Raw genomic sequence first — 20,750 nt, forward strand, 5'->3', positions numbered from 1 at the left:
TGCCGCCACCCTCCCACGACCCTGCCAGCAATCACTGGCACGATCGGGAGCGTAGAACAGCTCGGCACCCGTGACCAGATCCCCCGCCCAGAAAGTTACCGCCGGTACAACATCCGCCCCGGCAGGCACCACCCAGCCCGGGCCCACGCCTCCAGCCCCACCACCGCTTGATGCCCGCGGTCCAGGACGGAGCCCCGAATTCCATCCCCACCGCACCCCCAGCCCGTCCGGCGCTTGAGGACCACGGTCCAGGACGGAGCCCAACATCCAGCCCGTCCGGCGCTTGAGGACCGCGGTCCGGGGCGGAGCCCAACATCCAGCCTGTCCGGCGCTTGAGGACCGGGGTCCGGGGCGGAGCCCCGAATTCCAGCCCCGCCGGCGTTTGAGGCGCGGGGTCCGGGGCGGAGCCCCGATCTCTGAGCCCCGCCGGCGATTGAGGCGCGGGGCCCGAGGGGGGCGGAGCCCCGGACCTACGCCGAACCCCGGCCCACAACATAGGCTGACCGCCGTGGAGGACACGCACCCGACAACCCGCCCGGTACACGAGTACCGCCTGGAGGACCTGGCCAAAGCCGCCGGCCTCCCCACCCGCACCGTCCGCTTCTACCGCGAGCGCAAACTCCTCCCCCCGCCCCGCCGAGAGGGCCGCATCGCCTGGTACGACGACCACCACCTGGCCCGCCTCCGCACCATCGCCGCCCTCCTGGACCGCGGTCACACCCTCGGCGGCATCGCCGAACTGACCGCCGCGTTCGAGAACGGCCGCGACGTGGGCCAGCTCAGCGAACTCCTCGGCCTCGGCGAAGGCACCGGCACCGCCCTGGCCTGGACCGAGGAGACCCCCGTCCGCCTCACCCCCGAGGCCCTCGCCGACTACTTCGAGGGCGAGGTCACCCCGGAGAACCTGGCCGCCTCACTGGACCTCGGCTACCTCGCGGTCGACGGCGACGAGATCGTCCACGTCAGCCGCCGCCTCCTGGACGTCTCCTCCGCCCTGGTCCGCGAGGGCGTGCCGCTGGCCGCGGTCCTGGAGGCCGGCCGCCGCGTCCGCGAGCACGCGGACGCGATGGCGGACCTGTTCACGGAGCTGATCGCCGGCAGCCTCCCCGACGGCGCCGAGGACCTCCCGAAGGCCATGGACCGGCTCCGCCCGCTCGCCAAGAGCGTCGTCGAGGCCGAGCTGTCCATGGCGATGGACCGCCGGCTGCGCGCTCAGGGCCCGTAGACGACCGTCACCGGCGCGTGGTCGGACCACCGCTCCGGGTGCGTCTCGGCCCGCTCCACCACGGCCTTCACGGCCCGCGCGGCCAGCCCCGGCGTGGCCACGTGCAGGTCGATGCGCCAGCCGGCGTCGTTGTCGAAGGCCCGGCCCCGGTACGACCACCAGGAGTACGGCCCCTCGGCCTCCGGGTTGAGCGAGCGCACCACGTCCACGTAGCCCGCGCCGGCCTCGTCGTAGACCTGGCCGAGCCACTCCCGCTCCTCGGGCAGGAAGCCGGCGTTCTTCCGGTTGGTCTTCCAGTTCTTGAGGTCCGCCTCGCGGTGGCAGATGTTCCAGTCGCCGACGACCAGCACCTCGCGCCCGTCGGCGGCGGCCCGCGCCCGCAGCGCGGTCAGGTACTCCAGGAACTCCGCCATGAAGCGGTACTTCTCGTCCTGCTTCTCGGTGCCCGCCTCACCGGACGGCAGGTACAGGCTGGCCACCGTCACGCCCGGCAGGTCCACCTCCAGGTACCGCCCGGACGTGTCGAACTCCTCACTGCCGAATCCCACCTGTACCCGCTCCGGGGCCCGCCGCGTGTACACCGCCACACCGGCCCGGCCCTTCGCCGCCGCCGGGGCGAACACCGTGTGCCAGCCCTCCGGCGCCCGGACCTCCTCGGGGATCTGCGCCTCCTCGGCCCGGACTTCCTGCAGGCAGACCACGTCCGACTCGGTCCCGGCCAGCCAGGGCACGAAGCCCTTCTTGGCGGCGGCACGGATCCCATTCACGTTCACGGAGGTCACACTGAGCATCCCGGCACCATACCTCCGCGAAATCCCCGTTCCGTACGATGACCACATGCCGAACGGGATCCAGCTCCGCGCCACCACGTACGACCACCCTGACGCGGTCAAGCTCAACGACCAGGTGCAGCTCGAATACCGGGAGCGCTACCAGGGCGAGGGTGACGCCACCCCCCTCGACCCCGCGATGTTCGTCCCGCCGCAGGGCCTCTACCTGCTCGCGTACGAGCCCGACGGCACCCCCGTGGCCAGCGGCGCCTGGCGGTCCCAGGACGAGAACGACGAGGGCTACTCGGACGGCGACGCCGAGATCAAGCGCATGTACGTGGTCCCCGAGGCCCGCGGCAAGGGCCTGGCCCGCCGCATCCTCGCCGAGCTGGAGGCCGACGCCCGGGCGGCGGGCCGCACCCGGATGGCCCTGGAGACGGGCGACCAGCAGCCCGAGGCGATAGCCCTGTACCTGTCGAGCGGCTACGACTACTGCCCCAAGTTCGGCCTGTACCGCGGCTACGACAGCAGCCGCTGCATGGCCAAGCCCCTGGCCTGACCCGCCTCCCCGGCCTGCCCCGTGCCGCGGGGCAGGCCGGAGTCCGACGGCCGGCCCTACAGCCAGACCGGCTCGTCCGTCCCCCACCGGGACGGCCCCCGGGACCAGTCGGCGGGCCCGCCGGCCACCGGCGTCCGGGCGTACTGCAGCCGGCCGTATGCGGAGTCCCGCTCGGCGAGCCAGTCCTGCGGGTCGTACGCCGCGTCCGCGGGCCCGGCCGGGACGATCTCCCGGGTCAGCCAGGACGCCGTACCGGCCAGCGAGTACTGCAGCGCCCGCCCGCCGCCCGCCGCGAGGGCGCGCAGCACCCCGGCCGCGACCAGATAGCCGGTGCCGTGGTCGAGGGCCTGCGCGGGCAGCACGCCCGGCGCCCCGTCCGGCCCGGCCTCCAGGGCGGCGATCCCGTACCCGGCCTGCACCAGCGAGTCGAAGCCCCGGCGGTCCGCCCACGGCCCCTCCCAGCCCCAGGCGCACAGCTGCGCCACGACCAGGCCGGGCCGGCGGGCCAGCAGCTGCTGCGCGCCGAGCCCGTACCGGTCCAGGGTGCCGGGCCGGTAGCCGGAGACCACCACGTCCGCCTCGGCCAGCAGCGACTCGAACACCGCCCGGTCTTCCGACCGGGCCAGGTCCAGGCGGGTGGTGCGCTTCCCGAAGCCGGTGTCCGCGTGCGCGTCGTCATCCTCCGGCAGCCCCGGCGGGTCCACCCGCAGGACGTCCGCGCCGAGCAGTCCCAGCGTGCGGGTGGCCACCGGACCGGCGATCACCCGGGTGAGGTCGAGGACCCGTACGCCGGAGGCGGGCAGCTCCCCCGGCCCCAGCGGACGGCCCCGGCTGCCGTCGGCCCGCGCCCGGACCAGCGGCTGCGGCGCCCCCAGTCCGGCGGCCATCGCCACGGCCAGCCCGCCGGCCGCGTACACCTGCTCCTGCACCTCGGCCGCCTTCCGGCCGGCGAGCAGCGTGCGCAGTGCCTCGGGGGTCTCCTCCGGCAGGCCGAGCGCGGCCGTCAGGGCGGCCCGGTGGTGCGGGTAGTTGGCGTGGGTGCGCAGCCATCCGTCGGCGGTCCGCCAGAAGCCGGACAGCGGGGCGAAGCTCACCGGGGCCCGGCCGTCGACCCTCAGGTGCCGCTCGCTGACGAACGCGGTGGCCACCGCCCCCTCGTCCACGGTCAGCCGCTCCGCCGGCCGCCCGCCCCGGGCCTCGGCCAGTTCGGCCGCGGCCAGCGAGCACACCCCCACCGTCGCCCGCGCCAGCTCCCGTACGGGCAGCCGCCCGCCGCCGAGCGCGCTGCCGCCCCGGTACGTCACCCGACCGGCCCGCGCGAGATCCCCGCCGAGCGCCGCCCAGGCATGCGCGGTAGCGCCGTCCACCTGCTCGTTCTCCATGGTCATGGTTCATTCTGCGCAGCCGACCGGGTCCGGACGCAGTGCGGTTCGTCACGCCCGGCCGGGCCGGCGGCCTCCCCTCAGCCCTCCCTCCGGTACGCGTCCACCGGCAGCCCGCCGATCCCCCAGTCCTCCAGGGCCACTTCGTCGATGACCACGAACGTGGTCGCCGGGCTCTTGCCGAGGACCTTCCCCAGCAGGTCCGTGATCCCGGCGATGACCTGCGCCTTCTGCTCGGCCGTGGCGCCCTCCCGGGTGATCCTCACGTTGACGTACGGCACGGCTCAGCCCTCCGTCTCGAAGTGGAAGACCTTGGCGATGACCTGCCAGCGGCCGTCCACCAGCAGCAGGGTCAGGAAGTCGGTGTAGTGGCGGGGCCCCATCGCGCACTCCACCCGGGCCAGCGCGGTCACGGGGCCCGCGAACTCGACCGAGACGATCCGGTCCCGGCGGACCTCCTGCCGGGCGGCCGGGGGCTCCCGGCGGGCGACCACCGGGAAGTACTCCGGCATGGACAGCCTCAGCAGCTCCCCCTCGGTCGCGGTGGCGTAGACGGCCTCCGGGTGGAACACCCGCCCCAGCACCCCGGTGTCCCCGTGGTACAGCCCGTCGAAGTACCGCCCGAGCACCTCCCGCACCGCGGCGTCGGCGGCCGGCGGCCCGCTCACAGGGCGCGGCCCGCGACGTGGCCGCCGTCCACGCGGAGGGCGTGGCCGGTGACGAAGCCGGCGCCCGCCAGGTAGACGACGGCCTCGGAGACCTCGGAGACCTCGCCGACCCGGTCGAGGAGGTGGACCCCGCCGAGGGCGTCCACGTCGGAGCCGTCGTGCAGCGGGCTGCGGACGATGCCGGGGGCGACCAGGTTGACCCGGATGCCGTCGGCGGCGAGTTCGGCGGCGAGGGTGGTGGTCAGGGCGTGCACGCCGCCCTTGCTGATCACGGGCGCGGAGGCGGGGAGTCCGGCGAGGGCGTGGTCGACCAGGACGGTGCCGATGTTGATCACGGACCCGCCGCGGCCCTGGGCGCGCAGCTGCCGGACCACGGCCTGGGTGGTGAGGTAGGTGCCGCGCAGGTTCCCGTTCAGGAAGCCGTCCAGCTCCTCCTCGGTGACCTCCGTGAACGGCTTGGAGGCGAACGTGCCGGCGTTGTTGACGAGTACGTCGACCCCGCCGAACCGCTCGACGGCGGCGTCCACCAGGGCCCGGCCGGTGGCCGCGTCCCCGATGCCGCCGGCCACGGCGGCGACCCGCCCCGGCTGCCCGAGCCCGGCCGCGGCCTTGGCGAGCCGCTCCCCGTCCCGGCCGTTCAGGACCACGTTGGCCCCGTCCGCGAGGAAGGCCCGGGCGATGTCGAGGCCGATCCCGCTGGACGAGCCGGTGACGATGACGGTGGTGGTGCGTGACATGGCGTACTCCCCTGCTGCATACGGATGTTCGACTGCCTGCGGGGCCCTCGGGGGCCGTCGTCCGCCGGCAATGTCGAACCTAGGAGCGCTCCGCTCATAACACCACGACGAAGTTCGGAGCCTGTCATAATCCCCGGTTATGGGACTGGATGTGGACCTGCGCGACCTGGAACTCCTGTCGGCCACTGCGGACGCCGGCACGCTCACGGGCGCCGCCGAGCGGCTCTTCGTCAGCCAGCCGGCCCTGAGCCAGCGGCTCACCCGGCTGGAGGACCGGCTCGGCCAGCGGCTGTTCGACCGCCGCGGCCGCCGGCTGGTCCCCAACGCCGCGGGCCGGCGCATGCTGGTGGCGGCCCGTCAGGTGCTCGGCGAGCTGGAGTCCGCCGGCCGCGACCTGCGGGAGATGCGCGAGGGCCCGGCGCGCCGGGTCCGCTTCACGGCCCAGTGCAGCACCACGTTCCAGTGGCTGCCGCCGGTGATCCGGGCGTTCCGCGCCCGGCATCCCGAGGCGGAGGTCCACATCACCCCCGTCCCCGACGACGCCCCGGTGCCGGCGCTGCTGGCCGACCGGGTGGACGTGGCGCTGGTGACGAAGCCGGACGTGGAGATGGACCGGGTCAGCACGACCCGGCTGTTCGAGGACGAGATGCTGGCGGTCGTCCCCGCAGGCCACCCGTGGGCCGGGCGCAGCCATGTCACGGCGGACGACTTCACCGGGACCCACCTGGTGCTCTACGACGGCTACGACCAGAACCGGATCCCGTCGTTCCCGCTGCCGCTGCCGCCCGGCTCCCGCCCGGAGCGCATCACGACCATGCCGGTGATCACCGATCTGCTGATCGAGATGGTGGCGGCGGGCCAGGGCATCACGGTGCTGCCCAACTGGGTGGCAGCCCCGTACGTTTCCTCGCACGGCCTGAGCCTGGTCCGGCTGGGCCCGGAGGGGATCTCGCGGACCTGGTGCCTCGCCACCCGCCACGGTGCCCGCCCGGCCCACCTGGCCGCCTTCGTGGACGAGCTGACCGCCCGCCTCGGAAACATCTGACCGTCCGGCCGGCTCCGGCACCCGCGGCCGCCCGTAAACGCCGAGATCCCGCCCCGCCTTGCGGCGGAACGGGATCTCGTGACGATTCCCGGTAGCTATCCGAGAACTGTCGTCTGTGGACCTGTGGGGATTTGAACCCCAGACCCCCTCGATGCGAACGAGGTGCGCTACCAGACTGCGCCACAGGCCCTTGCGACGTGTGAAACATTAGCATCCCGATCGCGGGATCCAAAAATCCGATCCCCGCAGGTCATGCTCACTCGTTCGCAGCCCGTGGCCGGTCCTCCGGTTCGTACTGGTCGAACAGCGGCGTGCGGCCCCGCTCGCGGGGGCGGCGGCCCGCGCCGGGGCCTTGCTGACGGCCGGTCGGAGCCTGTTCCGCGGCGCCCGCGGACTCCGTCCCGGCGGCCTGGCGCTGGGCCTTGAGCCGCGGGTCGGTGGGCTCGGCCGCGCTGGAACGGGCCGCGCTCCAGGACTCGGCGGGCCCGGTGGCGCGGGGTGCCACGGGTGCGGTCACGTACGTCGGCAGCGGCACCGGGACCGGCTCCCAGCTCTCGCCGCGGGCGGGTCCCCGCTCGCGCTCGCGCTGCTGGTCCACCCACTCGGCGTGGTCGGTCTGTTCGACCAGGGCGCGGCGGCCGGCCTCCTGCGGGGAGACCACCGGCGCCGGTTCGGGCTCCGCCCCGGCCTCGGCACTGCCGGCGGGTTCGGCCTCGCGGCGCCGGGGCCGGTTCTCGCGCAGCTGCCTGGCCGCGGCCTCGGCGCGCCGCCGGTCCATGGTGAACGCGAACCGCCGCTTCTCCTGGACCCGCAGGTGCACGATGTACGCGCTGAGCAGGACGGCCGGCAGGCCGGGCGCCCACAGCAGGTGCAGCCCGCCGACCGCGGCGGCGACCGCACCGAAGGTGAAGGCGAGGAAGAGGACGGCGGTGGTGCGCCGGCGCCGGGCGAGGACCTGGGAGCGCCGGACCCGGGCGCGTTCCGCCGCGGCCGCCCCGGCGGCGACCGCCGCCTGCGACGGTCTGGGCTCCGTCCGGGTCGGGGGCACGGCAAAGGCCCGGACGTCGACGGGGCTGATCGCTTCCGTCACGGCGTCCGGGTCGACGGGGGTCTCCGCCTCACCGCGCTCACGCAGTTCCTTGGCATAACGGCGCTCCATGCCCGCCCGGCCGGAAAGCAGCCGGATGGCGGTGGAGAAGCGTTCCGTCGGACGGGCCTCGTTCAGCTCGTCCTGCCTCCGGAGCCACATGGGCACCAAGTAGGCGGCCCAGGCCCCCACGATGACTGCGTAGATGAGGCCGCTGCTGCTCACATCTCACACCGTAGAGGGATCCGGGCGACGGCATCCGCCAATTGAGCCGGTGTGTCGCACGATCTGGCTGATATCACGGACTTCTTTTGTGATTCTTCGGATCAGTTTATGGGCGAATGGGAACTTAATTCGAACAAACTTTTTATTTCTGCGCGCTGCCCGGCCGCACCCGGTGCCACCGGCGCAGCAGCCCTTCCGGCACCTCTTCGGCGGTGAGTGCGAACACGAGATGGTCGCGCCAGGCGCCGTCGATGTGGAGATAGCGCGGCCGCAGCCCCTCCTCACGGAATCCGAGTTTCTCCACGACCCGCCGGCTCGGCCCGTTCTCGGGGCGAATGCAGACCTCGATGCGGTGCAGCCCGACCGACGTGAAGCAGTGGTCGACGGCCAGCGCGACCGCCGTCGGCATGACACCGCGGCCGGCCACCTCGCGGTCGACCCAGTAGCCCACGTGCCCCGCGCACATCGATCCCCAGGTGATCCCGGCGACCGTCAGCTGGCCGACCAGCCGGCCCTCGTACTGGATGACGAAGGGCAGCATCCGGCCGGCGTTCGCCTCGGCGCGCAGGTGCCGGACCATCTGCCGGTAGGTGGGCCGCTGCACCACCGGGCCCCAGGGGGCGGGCGGCGGGATGGTGGCCTCCCAGGGGCGCAGCCACTCGCGGTTGCGCCGGTTCACCTCGCGCCAGGCGGACTGGTCGCGCAGCTTTATCGGGCGCAGTACGACCGGTCCGTCCGCCAGCACCGCCGGCCAGGACGGCCCGTTCAGCTCGGGCTCCCGGCCGGACGCGGGTGGTCGCCGCCGCGGACCTGGTCGACGGCGTGCACCAGGATGCGGTCGAGTACGGCCAGGCCGTCGCGGACGCCGCCGGTGGAGCCGGGCAGGTTCACGATCAGGGTGCGGCCGGCCACTCCGGCCAGGCCCCGCGAGAGGGCGGCCGTGGGCACCTTGGCGAGGCCTTCGGCGCGGATGGCCTGCGGGATGCCGGGGACCTCGTAGTCGAGAACGCGGGCGGTGGCCTCGGGGGTCCGGTCGGTGGGCGAGATACCGGTGCCGCCGGTGGTCAGGACGACGTCGTAGCCGGCGGCCACGCCGTCGCGCAGCGCCTGCTCGACGGGGTCGCCGTCCGGCACCACCCGCGGACCGTCCACGGCGAAGCCCAGCTTCGCCAGGCCCTCCGCCAGCAGCGGCCCGCCGCGGTCGGCGTAGACGCCGGCGGAGGCACGGTTGGAGGCGGTGACTACCAGGGCGCGCAGCGCGGGGCGGTCGGCGACGGCCGACGGCTCCCCGGCCCAGGCGGCGCCGGGCGCGGGGGCCTGCGACTGGACCGGCGGGCCGCCCCCGGCGTCGGCGGCCGGGCCGTGGGCCTCGCCGCCGCGGGGGGCGTTCACGCGCGGCTCCAGTCCCCGGACTTGCCGCCCGTCTTCTCCTCGACGCGCACGTCGGTGATGACGGCACCCTTGTCCACGGCCTTGACCATGTCGATCACGGTGAGGCCGGCCACGGCGACCGCGGTCAGGGCCTCCATCTCGACGCCCGTCCGGTCGGTGGTCCTGACGGTCGCGAGGATCTCGACGGCGTCGTCGGCGACCGACAGGTCGACCGTGACCCCGGAGACCGCCAGCGGGTGGCACAGCGGGATGAGGTCGGGGGTCTTCTTCGCGCCCATGATCCCGGCGATCCGCGCGGTGGCGAGGGCGTCGCCCTTCGGCACGCCCTCGCCGCGCAGCAGCTCGACGACCCGGGGCGAGACGAGGACCCGCCCGCTGGCGCGGGCCGTCCGGGTGGTGACGTCCTTCTCGGAGACGTCGACCATCCGGGCCGCCCCGGCCTCGTCGATGTGCGTCAGCCTGCTCTGCGTACTCATTGCGTGCCGCTCCCGGTCCGGGCCCGCAGACGTTCCTGCGAGGCCTGTGTGGGCCAACACGCTACCCGCACCCGCCGGGTGTCAGCCGAGCAGGACCACGTCCAGCTCGGTGCCCGGTTCCACCGAGGTGACGTCCTCCGGGACCACGATCAGGGAGTCCGCGTGCGCGAGGGCGGCGATCAGGTGGGAGCCGGACCCGCCGACCGTGCTCACGGTGCCCGCCTCCGGGTCGTGGGCGCCGCGCAGGAACTGCCGGCGGGCCGCCGGGGAGGTCAGCGCCTTGTCGGCGGCCAGCGTCGCGCGGACCACCGGCCGGTGCAGCTCCGGCAGGCCCATCAGGGCGCGGATCGCGGGCCGGACGAACAGCTCGAACGAGACGTACGAGGAGACCGGGTTGCCGGGCAGCGCCAGCAGCGGGGTGTGGTCGGGGCCGACGGCGCCGAAACCCTGGGGCTTGCCGGGCTGCATGGCGAGCTTGCGGAAGTCGACACCGCTGCCCGGCTCGTCCTCGTCGCCGGAGGCGGCCAGCGCCTCCTTGACCACGTCGTACGCGCCGACGCTGACCCCGCCGGTGGTGACGAGGAGGTCGGCGCGGATCAGCTGGTCCTCGATGGTGGCGCGCAGCGTCTCGGCGTCGTCGGCGACGGCGCCGACCCGGTAGGCGATGGCGCCGGCGTCCCGGGCGGCGGCGGCCAGGGCGAAGCTGTTCGAGTCGTAGATGGTGCCGTCGGCGAGCGGCTCGCCGGGCTGGACCAGCTCGCTGCCGGTGGACAGGACGACCACGCGGGGGCGCGGCCGGACCCGGACGGTGCCGCGGCCGATGGCGGCGAGCAGCGCGATCTGCGGGGGCCCGAGCACGGTGCCGGCGGCCAGTGCCAGGTCACCGGCCTGGACGTCGCTGCCGCGGGCGCGCACGTGGGCGCGGGCCGCGGCGGCGCGGTGCACCCGGACCTCGCCCTCGGCGCCCTCGGGGGCGGCGCTGGCCGGGGTCATGCCGGCGGCGGCGCCGGAGCCGGTGCCGCCGTCCGTCCACTCGACGGGGACGACGGCCTCGGCGCCCGGCGGCAGCGGGGCGCCGGTCATGATCCGGGCGGCCTGGCCGGGGCCGACGGTGGGCAGCTCGCCGCTGCCCGCCGCGACGTCGCCGACGACCGTCAGCACCGCGGGGAACTCCTCGCTCGCCCCCTGGACGTCGGCCACCCGTACGGCGTACCCGTCCATCGAGCTGTTGTCGAAGGGCGGCAGGGCGACGGGCACGGTGACGTCCTCGACGAGGACGCAGCCCTGGGCGTCGAGCAGTTGCAGCTCGATCGGCTCCAGCGGCCGCACCGCGGCGAGGATGTCGGCCAGGTGCTCGTCCACCGACCAGAGGCGCTGGTGGCCGGTGTCCTGCGGTGCGGTGCTGCTCACGGTGCTACATCTCCTCGGTGACGTAACTGCGAAGCCAGGTCCGGAACTCGGGCCCCAGGTCCTCACGCTCACACGCGAGTCTGACGATGGCCCGCAGGTAGTCGCCGCGGTCGCCGGTGTCGTAGCGGCGGCCCGTGAAGACCACGCCGTGCACCGGGCCGCCGACGGTCTCGTCCTCGGCAAGCTTCTGCAGGGCGTCGGTGAGCTGGATCTCCCCACCGCGGCCCGGCTCGGTCTCACGCAGTATGTCGAACACCGCGGGGTTCAGGACATACCGTCCGATGACCGCGTAATTGCTGGGAGCTTCCGACGGCTCCGGCTTCTCGACGAGTCCGGTGACTCGTACGACGCCGTCCTCGTCGGCCGGTGCGACGGCCGCACAGCCGTAGAGGTGGACCTGGGACGGATCGACCTCCATGAGGGCGATGACGCTGCCGCCGGTCTCGGCCTGGATCCGCACCATCTTGGAGAGCAGCGGGTCGCGCGGGTCGATCAGGTCGTCGCCGAGCAGTACGGCGAACGGCTCGCGGCCCACGTGCGGCGCGGCGCAGAGCACGGCATGCCCGAGGCCCCGCGGGTCGCCCTGGCGGACGTAGTGCATGGTGGCCAGGTCGCTGGATTCCTGGACCTTCTTCAGGCGGTCGTCGTCGCCCTTGGCGGCGAGTGCGGACTCCAGCTCGTAATTGCGGTCGAAGTGGTCTTCGAGCGGCCGCTTGTTACGTCCTGTGATCATCAGGACATCGGTCAGGCCCGCCGATACGGCTTCCTCCACGACGTACTGGATCGCCGGCTTGTCGACGACAGGCAGCATTTCCTTGGGGGTGGCCTTGGTCGCCGGCAGGAACCGGGTACCGAGTCCGGCTGCCGGGATGACAGCCTTGGTGATCACTGGGTGCGACATCGTCATGCGCGCACGATAGCTGCTGTGTATGGGAACAAGGTTAGATTCCGGTGAATAGCAACTGGTTTGGAAGGGTTTGCGAGGCGACCGTGGCAGAGAAACGATCCACCAAAGCGGACCTAAGGCGCGAACTGCTCGCCGCGCGCCGCGCCTTGACCGCCGGCGCCGTCGCGGACGCCGCCGGCGCACTGGCCCGGCGGGCCCTGGAGCTGCCCGAACTGGCCGCCGCGGACACCGTGGCCGCGTACGTCTCGGTGGGCACCGAGCCGGGCACCCTCGCCCTGCTGGACGCCCTGCACAGCCGCGGCACCCGGGTCCTGCTGCCCGTCCTGCTGCCCGACAACGACCTGGACTGGGCCGCGTACGACGGGCCCGCGAGCCTCGCCCCGGTCGCGCACGCCGGGAAGATGCGGCTGCTGGAGCCGACCGGTCCGCGGCTCGGCCCGGAGGCCGTGACGGCCGCGGCCGCCGTGCTGCTGCCGGGCCTGGCGGTGGACGGCCGCGGCATGCGGCTGGGCCGCGGCGGCGGCTCGTACGACCGGGTGCTCGCGCGTCTGGAGCGGGCCGGCGCCCGTCCGGCTCTGGTGGTGCTCCTCTACGGGAACGAGGTGGTCGCGCGGGTCCCGGAGGAACCGCACGACCACCCCGTGCAGGCCGTCGTGACCCCCGCGGGGGCCGTGCGCTTCCCTACGGCTTGAGGGTCAGCGTGTCCACGGTCGCCTTGTCCACGGCGTCCTTCCCGAACGGCCACTCCAGCAGTTCGCCCTTGGCCCAGAGCTCGGTCTGGTCCGTGTAGTTGCCGTGGTAGGCGTGGCCGGAGGCGCCGGTCAGGTTGATCCAGCGGGACTTGTCCAGGTCGTTCATGTTCACGACCATCCGCATGGACGGGACCCAGGTGACGCCGTAACCGGAGGCCGCGTTCCAGCCGGTGGCGTTGACGGTGGCCTCACCGCCGCCCAGGTTCCACGGGCCGCGGTTGAGGAGCCGCTGCATGAAGCCGGGGCCCTCCGTGCCGATCGTCTGGTTCTTCAGGGTCAGCTGGTGCGAGCGGCCCCAGCTCCAGGTGTTGACGTCCTTGCCGAGCTTGGCCGTCAGCTCCCAGCGGGCGTCCTTCATGGCCCGGGCGAACAGCTCGTCGCGGGTGGCGGTCGCCTTGTCGAGACGGGTGCCCGGGGTCTGCCACCAGGCCGACTTCTCGTCCTTCATCAGCTTGCGGACCACCTCGAACCAGCGGTCGCCGCCGTCCGGCTGCGCCGAGTCCGCGTCCCGCTCGCCACACTCCAGGACCCGCTCGGCCAGGTCGTCGGCCGGGCCGCTGCTGCCCGCCGGGCGGACGCTCACGCAGTTGCCCTCGACCCGCAGCTCCTTCGGCAGCTTGTTGCCGAAGGCCAGCTTGAGGATGTTGCGCCAGACGGCGTTGAAGTACGCGGCGGCCGCCGAGTCGGGCTCCTGAGTGAAGTTCCAGCCCTCCAGCAGCTTCTGCGCCTCGCGCACGTCCGGGTCCTTGATCGGCAGCTTCGCGAGTTCCGGCGCCAGCAGCGCGGCGATCTCGCTGCTGTTGTCCATCTGCATGGTGCGCATGTCGTCGGTGGAGATCTTGCCGCTGTCCTTGATCTTCGCCTCGATGAGGTCGTTGATCCGCTGGCTGCGGGCGCCGTAGCCCCAGTCCGAGGTCAGCGGGTACGGGTACTTGTCCGCGCCGGTCTGCACGGCCGCCTGGTTGGCGGTCACGATGAAGCCGCGCTTGGGGTTGTGGTCCCAGGGCAGGGCGTCCTGCGGGATCCAGCCGCCGTCGTCCTTGGCGTCGTCCGCGTCCGCGCCGGTTCCGGTGTTCGCGTCGGCGTCCTTGTCGGCGCCCTTCGCGCTCTTCCACGCGTACTTCGAGTCCCAGCCGGGGGCCGGCATGCGGCCGTCGCCGGCGCCGCGGACCGGGATCCGGCCGGGCATCTGGTAGCCGATGTTGCCCTGCGCACCCTTGCCGTCGGCGTAGATCAGGTTCTGCGAGGGGACCTCGAAGTCGCGGGCGGCGGCCCGGAAGGAGTCGAAGTCCTTGGCGCGGTTCAGCTTGAAGACGGCGTCCATGGACTTGCCCGGGTCCAGCGCGGTCCAGCGCAGGGCCACGCCGTAGCCGGTCCCGCGGTCGGGGGCGGAGCCGGAGACGGGAGCCCGGGCGCCGACGGACGCGAGGGAGTCGCTGCGGTCGGAGACCAGCGGACCGTTGTTCGTCATCCGGACGGTGATCTTCTTGTCGTCCCCGCCGGCGACCTTGATGACCTCTTCGCGCGAGGTGAAGGGGAGGGTCTTGCCGTCGTACCGGTAGCCCTCGGGGGTCACCTGCTCCAGGTAGAGGTCGGTGACGTCGGCGCCGTTGTTGGTCATGCCCCAGGCGATGTCCTTGTTGTGGCCGATGACCACGCCCGGCATGCCGGAGAAGGTGAAGCCGGAGACGTCGTACTGGCACTGCGCGGAGACGGTGCGGCAGTGCAGGCCCATCTGGTACCAGACCGAGGGCAGCTGCGGGGACAGGTGCGGGTCGTTCGCCAGCAGCGGCTTGCCGGTGGTCGTGTACTTGCCGGAGACGACCCAGGAGTTCGATCCGATGCCGCTGCCGTTCGGGCCGAGCAGCGCCGGGACCTTGTCGAGGTTCGCCGCCAGGGCGGTGAGCTGCGTCTTCAGGCCTTCGGCAGCGCCGCCGGGGGCGGTCAGCGCGGACCGGGTCGAGGCGGCCGAGGCCGAGGAGAAGCCGGAGGCGCTGCGGCCGAAGCCGCCCGAGGAGCTCTGCGATGAGCCGGAGGCCGAGCTGCGGCCCTGCGGGGTGTACGTGCCGTTCGCGGAGTCGACGGAGCCGCCCTCCACGATCGGCCGGTTCCGGTCGAACGGGTACGGCGGGTACAGCTCGTCGATCTGCTCCTGGCCGAGCCGGCTCGTCATCAGCGAACGGTCGATCTCGTCCTGCATGTTGCCGCGCAGGTCCCAGGCCATGGCCTTGAGCCAGGCCACGGAGTCCACCGGGGTCCACGGCTCGACCTTGTAGTCGCCGGTCAGCTGGAGCGCCGCGTGCTCGACGGACAGGTCCTTGCCCGACTTGTCCTTGAGGTACGCATTGACCCCGTCGGCGTAAGCCTGGAGGTACTTCTTCGTCTCAGGGGAGAGCTTGGAGTCGTACTCCTGCTGCGCCACCCGGCGCCAGCCGAGGGTGCGCAGGAAGGCGTCGGTCTCCACCTGGCCGCTGCCGAACATCTCCGACAGGCGACCGGAGGTCATGTGCCGGCGTACGTCCATCTCCCAGAAGCGGTCCTGCGCCTGGACGAAGCCCTGGGCCCGGAAGAGGTCGAGGTCGTTGTCGGCGTAGATCTGCGGGATGCCGTTCCTGTCCCGCTTGACCTCGACGGAGCCGCTGAGGTTCTTCAGCTGGAGGGTGCCCGTGGTCTGCGGGAAGGACGCGCGGACCGTGTCGACGCTCCAGTAGCCCCCGTAGCCGACGCCGGCGACGACCGCCAGCACCAGGAGGACGACGATCAGACGGGCACGTCGTCCCTTCTTCTTGACGGAAGGGGCGGTTTCGTTCGCGGGCATCGCTGTCCTTCGAGGGGGCAGGGTGGTCCTGGAGTGCTGGGAGCAACCATAGGCGCAGCGTCCACCCCGTTCGGACGCGGTGTCAGCGACTTCATCGAACTGGCGTTTCACAATGTGGCAAAGGAGTCAAGAAATCGTCAAACCTTAGGTAAGGTAACGAAGTACTGACCGCCGGGTCCCCCACTCCCCGCGGGTCTTTGCCGACCCTCGCCGCGGAATCGTTCCGGCCCCGCCAGACCACTTCGAGGGAAAGAGCGTCCCGCTGACTGTCCACCAGCTCAACGAGCTCCTGCTGATCTGCTCGCTCGTCCTGCTCATCGCCGTGGCCGCGGTCCGGATCTCCTCCCGCAGCGGCCTCCCCAGCCTGCTCGTCTACCTGGGCATCGGCGTCGCGATAGGCCAGGACGGCATAGGCAACGTCGTCTTCGACAACGCCGAGCTCACGCAGGTCATCGGCTATGCGGCGCTGGTCGTGATCCTCGCCGAGGGCGGTCTGGGGACGAAGTGGAAGGAGATCCGGCCGGCCCTGCCCGCCGCGATCGTGCTCTCGCTGGTCGGTGTCGCCGTCAGCGTGGGTGTGACCGCGGCGGGAGCGCACTACCTGGTCGGGCTGGAATGGCGGCAGGCCCTGCTGATCGGCGCGGTCGTCTCCTCGACGGACGCCGCCGCGGTGTTCTCCGTCCTGCGCAAGGTGCCGCTGCCCACCCGGGTCACCGGCGTCCTGGAAGCCGAGTCCGGCTTCAACGACGCCCCCGTCGTGATCCTCGTCGTGGCGTTCAGCACCGTCGGCCCGGTGGACTCCTGGTACGTGCTCGTCGGCAAGATCGCTCTGGAGCTGGCCATCGGCGCCGGCATCGGCCTCGCCGTGGGCTGGCTGGGCGCGTACGGACTGCGGCACGTGGCGCTGCCCGCGTCCGGCCTCTACCCGATCGCCGTCATGGCCATCGCCGTGGTCGCGTACGCGGCCGGCGCGATGGCGCACGGCTCCGGCTTCCTCGCCGTCTACCTGGCCGCGATGGTGCTCGGGAACGCGAAGCTGCCGCACTGGCCGGCCACCCGCGGGTTCGCCGACGGACTCGGCTGGATCGCCCAGATCGGCATGTTCGTCCTGCTCGGCCTGCTGGTCACCCCGCACGAGCTGGTCAACGACTTCTGGCCGGCGGTGCTGGTCGGCCTGGTGCTGACGATGGTCGCCCGGCCACTGGAGGTCTTCGTCAGCCTGCTGCCGTTCCGGATCCCCTGGCGCGAGCAGGCCCTGATGTCCTGGGCCGGGCTGCGCGGTGCGGTGCCCATCATCCTGGCCACGATCCCGATGGTGTCCGGGATCGAGGGCAGCGACCGGGTCTTCAACATCGTCTTCGTGCTGGTCGTCGTCTACACCCTGGTGCAGGGCCCGACCCTGCCGTGGCTCGCGCGCACCCTGGAGCTCGGCGAGGGCGACCGGGCCGCCACCGACCTCGGCATCGAGTCCGCGCCGCTGGAGAAGCTGCGCGGGCACCTGCTCTCCTTCTCCATCCCGGCGGCCTCCCGCATGCACGGCGTGGAGGTCAGCGAGCTGCGGCTGCCGCCGGGCGCGTCCGTCACCCTCGTCGTCCGGGACGAGAAGAGCTTCGTGCCGATGCCCTCGACCGTGCTGCGGCGCGGGGACGACCTGCTGGTGGTGGCCACGGACCCGGTCCGGGACGCCGCCGAGGCCCGGCTGCGGGCAGTCGCGCGGGGCGGAAAGCTCGCCGGATGGTTGGGCTCTTGAGAGGGCGGGCATAACGGCGGAAATGCGAGCAAATCCCTCCGCCGGAGTTCCTGTGGAGCCCTGGTCGAGAACGGCTCGTTAAACGCAGGTGAAGACCTCGTCTGTCGCTGTAATCACAGGCACGTCTTCGGTATCTGCCTGTACCATGAAGGCACACCAATCGACCAACTCTGCCTGACGCAGAGCTGGCGCTACCGCTCGGCGGCCCGGACCCCCTCGCAGTGGGGGCCGAGGTATCACTCGGTTCTTGCGCATGAGGACAGCTCTCGGGGCTCCCGTACGGGTGTTCCGGCCCACAAGGCCGGCCACCGTCCGCAGACGGGGAGCACTACCAGGCAGCGGAAAGGCTAGGCCGTGGCATCCGCGGTCACGACCACCGAAAAGTCCCGTGCCGGATACGGGCAGCTGCTGCGCACGCCGGGCGCCCTCAGCTTCCTCCTCCCGGGCTTCGCCGCCCGCCAGCCGTTCGCGATGCTGACGATCGGCATCGTCCTGCTCGTCCAGCACACCACCGGCTCCTTCGGCAGCGCGGGTCTGGTCGCCGCCGTCACCGGCGTCTCGATGGCGCTGTTCGCCCCGCAGATGGGCAAGCTCGCCGACCGCTTCGGCCAGAGCGCCGTCCTCGTACCGGTCGTGCTCGCGCACTCCGCCGCCGTCGGCGCCCTGACCGCGCTCGCCCTGCTCGGGGCCCCGCTGTGGGCGCTGGCGCTGGCCGCCGTCCCGGCCGGTGCCTCCGTTCCGCAGGTCGGGCCGATGGTGCGGGCCCGCTGGGCGGCCCGCCTGGAGGGCGACCGCGCCCACCTGCTGCCGACGGCCGCGGCCTTCGAGTCGGTCACGGACGAGTTCACCTTCGTGGTCGGCCCGGTCCTCGCGACCTTCCTGTGCACCCAGGTCCACCCCGCCGCCGGTCTGATCACCGAGGCCACCCTGACCCTGCTGGGCGGCCTGCTGTTCGCCGCGCAGCGCGGTACCCAGCCCAAGCCCGTCGGCCGCACCGCGCTGGCCGGCGAGCAGCACACGTCCGCGCTGTCCGTTCCCGGCGTCCGCGTCCTGATCGTGGCCTTCCTCGGCATCGGCGCCGTCTTCGGCGGCATGCAGGTCTCGCTGGCCGCCTTCTCCGAGGAGATCGGCAACCCGGGCGCCAACGGCCTGCTGTACGGCGTCTTCGCCGCGGGCAACATGATCGCGGGCATCGCCTGCGGCGCGATCGCCTGGAAGATCGGCCCGCGCCGCCGCCTGATCCTCGGCTACGCCGGCCTGACCGCCGCCGCGTCCGTGCTGTGGGCCGTGAACTCCGCGGTCCTGCTCGGCGCCCTCGGTCTGGTCGTCGGCCTGTGCATCGCCCCGGCGCTGATCACCGGCTACACGATGGTCGAGCGCCTGGTCCCGGCCGCTTCCCGCACCGAGGCCTTCACCTGGCTGACCGGCGCCGTCGCGTTCGGCCAGGCCGCCGCCGTGACCGTCGCGGGCCGGCTGACCGACGCCCACGGCGCGCACGCGGGCTTCCTCGTGCCGCTGGCGGCCACCGCGCTGGCCCTGGTCACCGTGGTCGCGCTGCGGGCCCGGCTGGCCCCGAAGGCGCCGAGCCGGGTCGTCGGGGGTTCGGGGGCCGAGGAGGCCGCCGAGGCTCCGGAGGCTTCGGGTCCGTCGGGCGCGGCTGCGTCCGCGGCTCCGTCGGGCACTTCTCCGTCGGCCGCGGCACCGTCGGCCGCGGTGCGGAAGCCGCAGGCCGGGCGGGTCACGCGGGTCGACCGGGATCCGGTCGAGCGCGGGTCGAGCCGGTCGTCCTCGGGGGCTGCGGGCCAGGGTCCGCAGGCCGCCGGCGAGCGTGGCATCGGTCACCGCGTGCCGGTGACGGTGGACTGATCCGGCGGAATACGTCACCATGGAGCGTCGTTAGCACTCACTGAGTCAGAGTGCCAGGAGGAAATTCGTGCCGACCTACCAGTACCAGTGCACCGAGTGCGGCGAGGGCCTCGAGGCCGTGCAGAAGTTCACCGATGACGCCCTGACCGAGTGCCCGAGCTGCAAGGGACGCCTGAAGAAGGTGTTCTCCGCGGTCGGCATCGTCTTCAAGGGCTCGGGCTTCTACCGCAACGACAGCCGTGGCGCGTCGTCCAGCAGCACCCCCGCCTCGAAGCCGGCCTCGACCACGTCGACGGCCGCCTCGACCCCGGCCCCGGCCGCCCCGGCGCCGAGCAGCACCCCGGCTGCCTGAGCGCCCGTCGCCGGAGCCGCCCGCGCTTGCCGCCTGAGCGGCCCGAGGGCCGCCGGAGCCGCCCGCGCTGCCGCCTGAGCGGCCCGAGGGCCGCCCGTAGCGTTCGAAGGCCCCGCCCGCCCTCACCGGCAGGCGGGGCCTTCGGCATGTCCGGGAGCGGGCCATAGGGTGGACTGCATGGTCAACGCAGAGATCGGTGTCATCGGCGGGTCCGGCTTCTACTCCTTTCTGGAGGACGTCTCCGAGCTGAAGGTGGACACCCCGTACGGGGCTCCCAGCGACTCCCTGTTCCTCGGTGAGCTGGCCGGCCGCCAGATCGCCTTCCTGCCCCGGCACGGGCGCAGCCACAAGGTCCCGCCCCACAAGATCAACTACCGCGCCAACCTGTGGGCGCTCCGCTCGGTCGGCGTCCGGCAGGTACTGGGGCCGTGCGCGGTCGGCGGCCTGCGGGCCGAGTACGGGCCGGGCACCCTGCTCGTACCGGACCAGCTGGTCGACCGTACGAAGAACCGCACGCAGACCTTCTTCGACGGTGAGCCGCTCCCCGACGGCACGGTGCCGAACGTCGTCCACACCACGTTCGCCGACCCGTACTGCCCGGTCGGCCGGTCGGCGGCCATGGCGGCGGCCCGCGGGCGCGGCTGGGAGCCCGTGGACGGCGGCACGATGGTGGTCGTCGAGGGGCCGCGGTTCTCGACGCGCGCCGAGTCGCGGTTCCACGCGGCCATGGGGTGGTCGGTGGTCGGCATGACCGGCCACCCGGAGGCCGTCCTCGCCCGCGAGCTGGGGCTCTGCTACACGTCCATGGCGCTGGTCACGGACCTGGACGCGGGCGCGGAGACCGGTGAGGGGGTCTCGCACACCGAGGTGCTGAAGGTGTTCGGCGAGAACGTCGGACGGCTGCGCGAGGTGCTCTTCGACGCGGTGGCGGGGCTGCCGCGGACCGAGGAGCGGTCCTGCCTGTGCACGCATGCGCACGACGGGTGGGACCTGGGGATCGAACTGCCGTAGGGGTCCAGCGTAGGGCCGACGGGGCCGGTGCGGTGGGTGCGCCGGGCGGGTTCACTCGAACGTGCGACCGAGTTCTCCACAGGCCCGGGAGCCGTCCACAGGTGTGGGCGGGCGGGGGGTGCGGGGGTGGATCGTGAGGGGTGTCCGGGCGACGGGTCCGGGCTCCGAAGGCCTCACGACGGGTGGTGTCCGCCATGTTCTCCTGCACTCCGTTTCCCGCTGCCCCTTCCACTCCCGCGCCCCCTGCCGCATCTCGCGTCGCGGGGCCGCCCGCCGCTTGCCCGCCGCCCCGGCCGGTGCCGGCGTTCGCCCCGCTGC

At 73.0% G+C, this 20,750-nt stretch carries 19 protein-coding genes, 1 tRNA gene and 1 pseudogene; 8 read left to right on the forward strand and 13 right to left on the reverse strand.

Features of this window, described 5'->3' with window-relative positions:
• The first annotated feature begins 499 nt into the window (after nucleotides 1–499).
• Nucleotides 500–1,225 carry a MerR family transcriptional regulator gene (locus LG634_RS24395; protein ID WP_372482485.1) on the forward strand — a complete coding sequence of 242 codons (726 nt, stop codon included), beginning with the start codon at nucleotides 500–502 and terminating at the stop codon, nucleotides 1,223–1,225.
• Here LG634_RS24395 and LG634_RS24400 read toward each other — a convergent pair.
• Nucleotides 1,213–2,016: an exodeoxyribonuclease III gene (locus LG634_RS24400; protein ID WP_226736276.1), complete on the reverse strand. Its 804-nt coding sequence runs from the start codon at nucleotides 2,014–2,016 to the stop codon at nucleotides 1,213–1,215. The two genes, LG634_RS24395 and LG634_RS24400, sit on opposite strands and share 13 nt — an antisense overlap.
• 46 nt (nucleotides 2,017–2,062) lie before the next feature.
• Here LG634_RS24400 and LG634_RS24405 point away from each other — a divergent pair, with 46 nt between their 5' ends.
• A complete protein-coding gene (locus LG634_RS24405; RefSeq protein ID WP_226736279.1) occupies nucleotides 2,063–2,554 on the forward strand; it encodes a GNAT family N-acetyltransferase in 492 nt (163 codons plus the stop codon).
• A 56-nt stretch (nucleotides 2,555–2,610) separates the two neighbouring features.
• On the opposite strand, the gene LG634_RS24410 is transcribed toward LG634_RS24405, so the two are convergent.
• From LG634_RS24410 to LG634_RS24425, 4 genes are all read right to left on the reverse strand, one after another.
• Nucleotides 2,611–3,942 carry a CoA transferase gene (locus tag LG634_RS24410; protein WP_226736281.1) on the reverse strand — a complete coding sequence of 444 codons (1,332 nt, stop codon included), beginning with the start codon at nucleotides 3,940–3,942 and terminating at the stop codon, nucleotides 2,611–2,613.
• 74 nt (nucleotides 3,943–4,016) lie between these two features.
• The gene (locus tag LG634_RS24415; RefSeq protein ID WP_226736283.1) at nucleotides 4,017–4,217 is read right to left on the reverse strand and encodes a tautomerase family protein; all 201 of its coding nucleotides are present in this window, start codon (nucleotides 4,215–4,217) and stop codon (nucleotides 4,017–4,019) included.
• 3 nt (nucleotides 4,218–4,220) lie between these two features.
• Nucleotides 4,221–4,604, reverse strand: coding sequence for a nuclear transport factor 2 family protein (locus LG634_RS24420; RefSeq protein ID WP_226736284.1), 384 nt, complete (start codon nucleotides 4,602–4,604; stop codon nucleotides 4,221–4,223).
• Nucleotides 4,601–5,341, reverse strand: coding sequence for an SDR family NAD(P)-dependent oxidoreductase (locus LG634_RS24425; protein WP_226736286.1), 741 nt, complete (start codon nucleotides 5,339–5,341; stop codon nucleotides 4,601–4,603). The genes LG634_RS24420 and LG634_RS24425 overlap by 4 nt, the downstream gene beginning before the upstream one ends.
• Before the next feature lie 139 nt (nucleotides 5,342–5,480).
• Between LG634_RS24425 and LG634_RS24430 the strand changes: the two genes are divergently transcribed.
• Nucleotides 5,481–6,386, forward strand: coding sequence for a LysR family transcriptional regulator (locus LG634_RS24430; RefSeq protein ID WP_226736288.1), 906 nt, complete (start codon nucleotides 5,481–5,483; stop codon nucleotides 6,384–6,386).
• Between the two features lie 116 nt (nucleotides 6,387–6,502).
• On the opposite strand, the gene LG634_RS24435 is transcribed toward LG634_RS24430, so the two are convergent.
• The 7 genes from LG634_RS24435 to galU all read right to left on the reverse strand — a co-directional run bounded on the left by LG634_RS24435 (nucleotide 6,503) and on the right by galU (nucleotide 11,883).
• Nucleotides 6,503–6,576 (reverse strand) — tRNA-Ala (locus tag LG634_RS24435).
• 66 nt (nucleotides 6,577–6,642) lie between these two features.
• Nucleotides 6,643–7,698: a divisome protein SepX/GlpR gene (gene sepX, locus LG634_RS24440; RefSeq protein WP_226736290.1), complete on the reverse strand. Its 1,056-nt coding sequence runs from the start codon at nucleotides 7,696–7,698 to the stop codon at nucleotides 6,643–6,645.
• 142 nt (nucleotides 7,699–7,840) lie between these two features.
• Nucleotides 7,841–8,467: a GNAT family N-acetyltransferase gene (locus LG634_RS24445; protein ID WP_226736316.1), complete on the reverse strand. Its 627-nt coding sequence runs from the start codon at nucleotides 8,465–8,467 to the stop codon at nucleotides 7,841–7,843.
• Nucleotides 8,464–8,955: a MogA/MoaB family molybdenum cofactor biosynthesis protein gene (locus tag LG634_RS24450; RefSeq protein WP_226736318.1), complete on the reverse strand. Its 492-nt coding sequence runs from the start codon at nucleotides 8,953–8,955 to the stop codon at nucleotides 8,464–8,466. The genes LG634_RS24445 and LG634_RS24450 overlap by 4 nt, the downstream gene beginning before the upstream one ends.
• Nucleotides 8,956–9,086: 131 nt before the next feature.
• Nucleotides 9,087–9,566 carry a cyclic pyranopterin monophosphate synthase MoaC gene (gene moaC, locus LG634_RS24455; RefSeq protein ID WP_226736292.1) on the reverse strand — a complete coding sequence of 160 codons (480 nt, stop codon included), beginning with the start codon at nucleotides 9,564–9,566 and terminating at the stop codon, nucleotides 9,087–9,089.
• 81 nt (nucleotides 9,567–9,647) lie between these two features.
• Entirely contained in the window at nucleotides 9,648–10,976 is a 1,329-nt protein-coding gene (glp, locus tag LG634_RS24460; RefSeq protein ID WP_226736294.1) for a molybdotransferase-like divisome protein Glp, read from the reverse strand.
• A gap of 4 nt (nucleotides 10,977–10,980) precedes the next feature.
• On the reverse strand, nucleotides 10,981–11,883 hold the full coding sequence (gene galU, locus LG634_RS24465) for a UTP--glucose-1-phosphate uridylyltransferase GalU (RefSeq protein ID WP_226736296.1): 903 nt from the start codon (nucleotides 11,881–11,883) through the stop codon (nucleotides 10,981–10,983).
• 83 nt (nucleotides 11,884–11,966) lie between these two features.
• Here galU and LG634_RS24470 point away from each other — a divergent pair, with 83 nt between their 5' ends.
• On the forward strand, nucleotides 11,967–12,575 hold the full coding sequence (locus tag LG634_RS24470) for a 5-formyltetrahydrofolate cyclo-ligase (RefSeq protein ID WP_226736298.1): 609 nt from the start codon (nucleotides 11,967–11,969) through the stop codon (nucleotides 12,573–12,575).
• Here LG634_RS24470 and LG634_RS24475 read toward each other — a convergent pair.
• Nucleotides 12,565–15,453, reverse strand: coding sequence for a penicillin acylase family protein (locus LG634_RS24475; protein WP_226736300.1), 2,889 nt, complete (start codon nucleotides 15,451–15,453; stop codon nucleotides 12,565–12,567). The two genes, LG634_RS24470 and LG634_RS24475, sit on opposite strands and share 11 nt — an antisense overlap.
• A 217-nt stretch (nucleotides 15,454–15,670) precedes the next feature.
• Between LG634_RS24475 and LG634_RS24480 the strand changes: the two genes are divergently transcribed.
• From LG634_RS24480 to LG634_RS24495, 4 genes and pseudogenes are all read left to right on the forward strand, one after another.
• Nucleotides 15,671–17,203 (forward strand): potassium/proton antiporter, encoded by a 1,533-nt coding sequence (locus tag LG634_RS24480; protein ID WP_226736320.1) that lies wholly within the window; start codon nucleotides 15,671–15,673, stop codon nucleotides 17,201–17,203.
• Nucleotides 17,204–17,557: 354 nt separating this feature from the next.
• Nucleotides 17,558–18,799 (forward strand): annotated as a pseudogene (locus tag LG634_RS24485) (MFS transporter); the annotation flags it as partial.
• 337 nt (nucleotides 18,800–19,136) lie between these two features.
• Nucleotides 19,137–19,421 (forward strand): FmdB family zinc ribbon protein, encoded by a 285-nt coding sequence (locus tag LG634_RS24490; protein WP_226736302.1) that lies wholly within the window; start codon nucleotides 19,137–19,139, stop codon nucleotides 19,419–19,421.
• Nucleotides 19,422–19,598: 177 nt separating this feature from the next.
• Complete coding sequence (locus tag LG634_RS24495; RefSeq protein WP_226736304.1) at nucleotides 19,599–20,432, forward strand: S-methyl-5'-thioadenosine phosphorylase; 834 nt, start codon at nucleotides 19,599–19,601, stop codon at nucleotides 20,430–20,432.
• Nucleotides 20,433–20,750 lie beyond the last annotated feature (318 nt).

The sequence above is a fragment of the Streptomyces bambusae genome (assembly GCF_020532645.1).
Lineage (GTDB): Bacteria > Actinomycetota > Actinomycetes > Streptomycetales > Streptomycetaceae > Streptomyces > Streptomyces bambusae.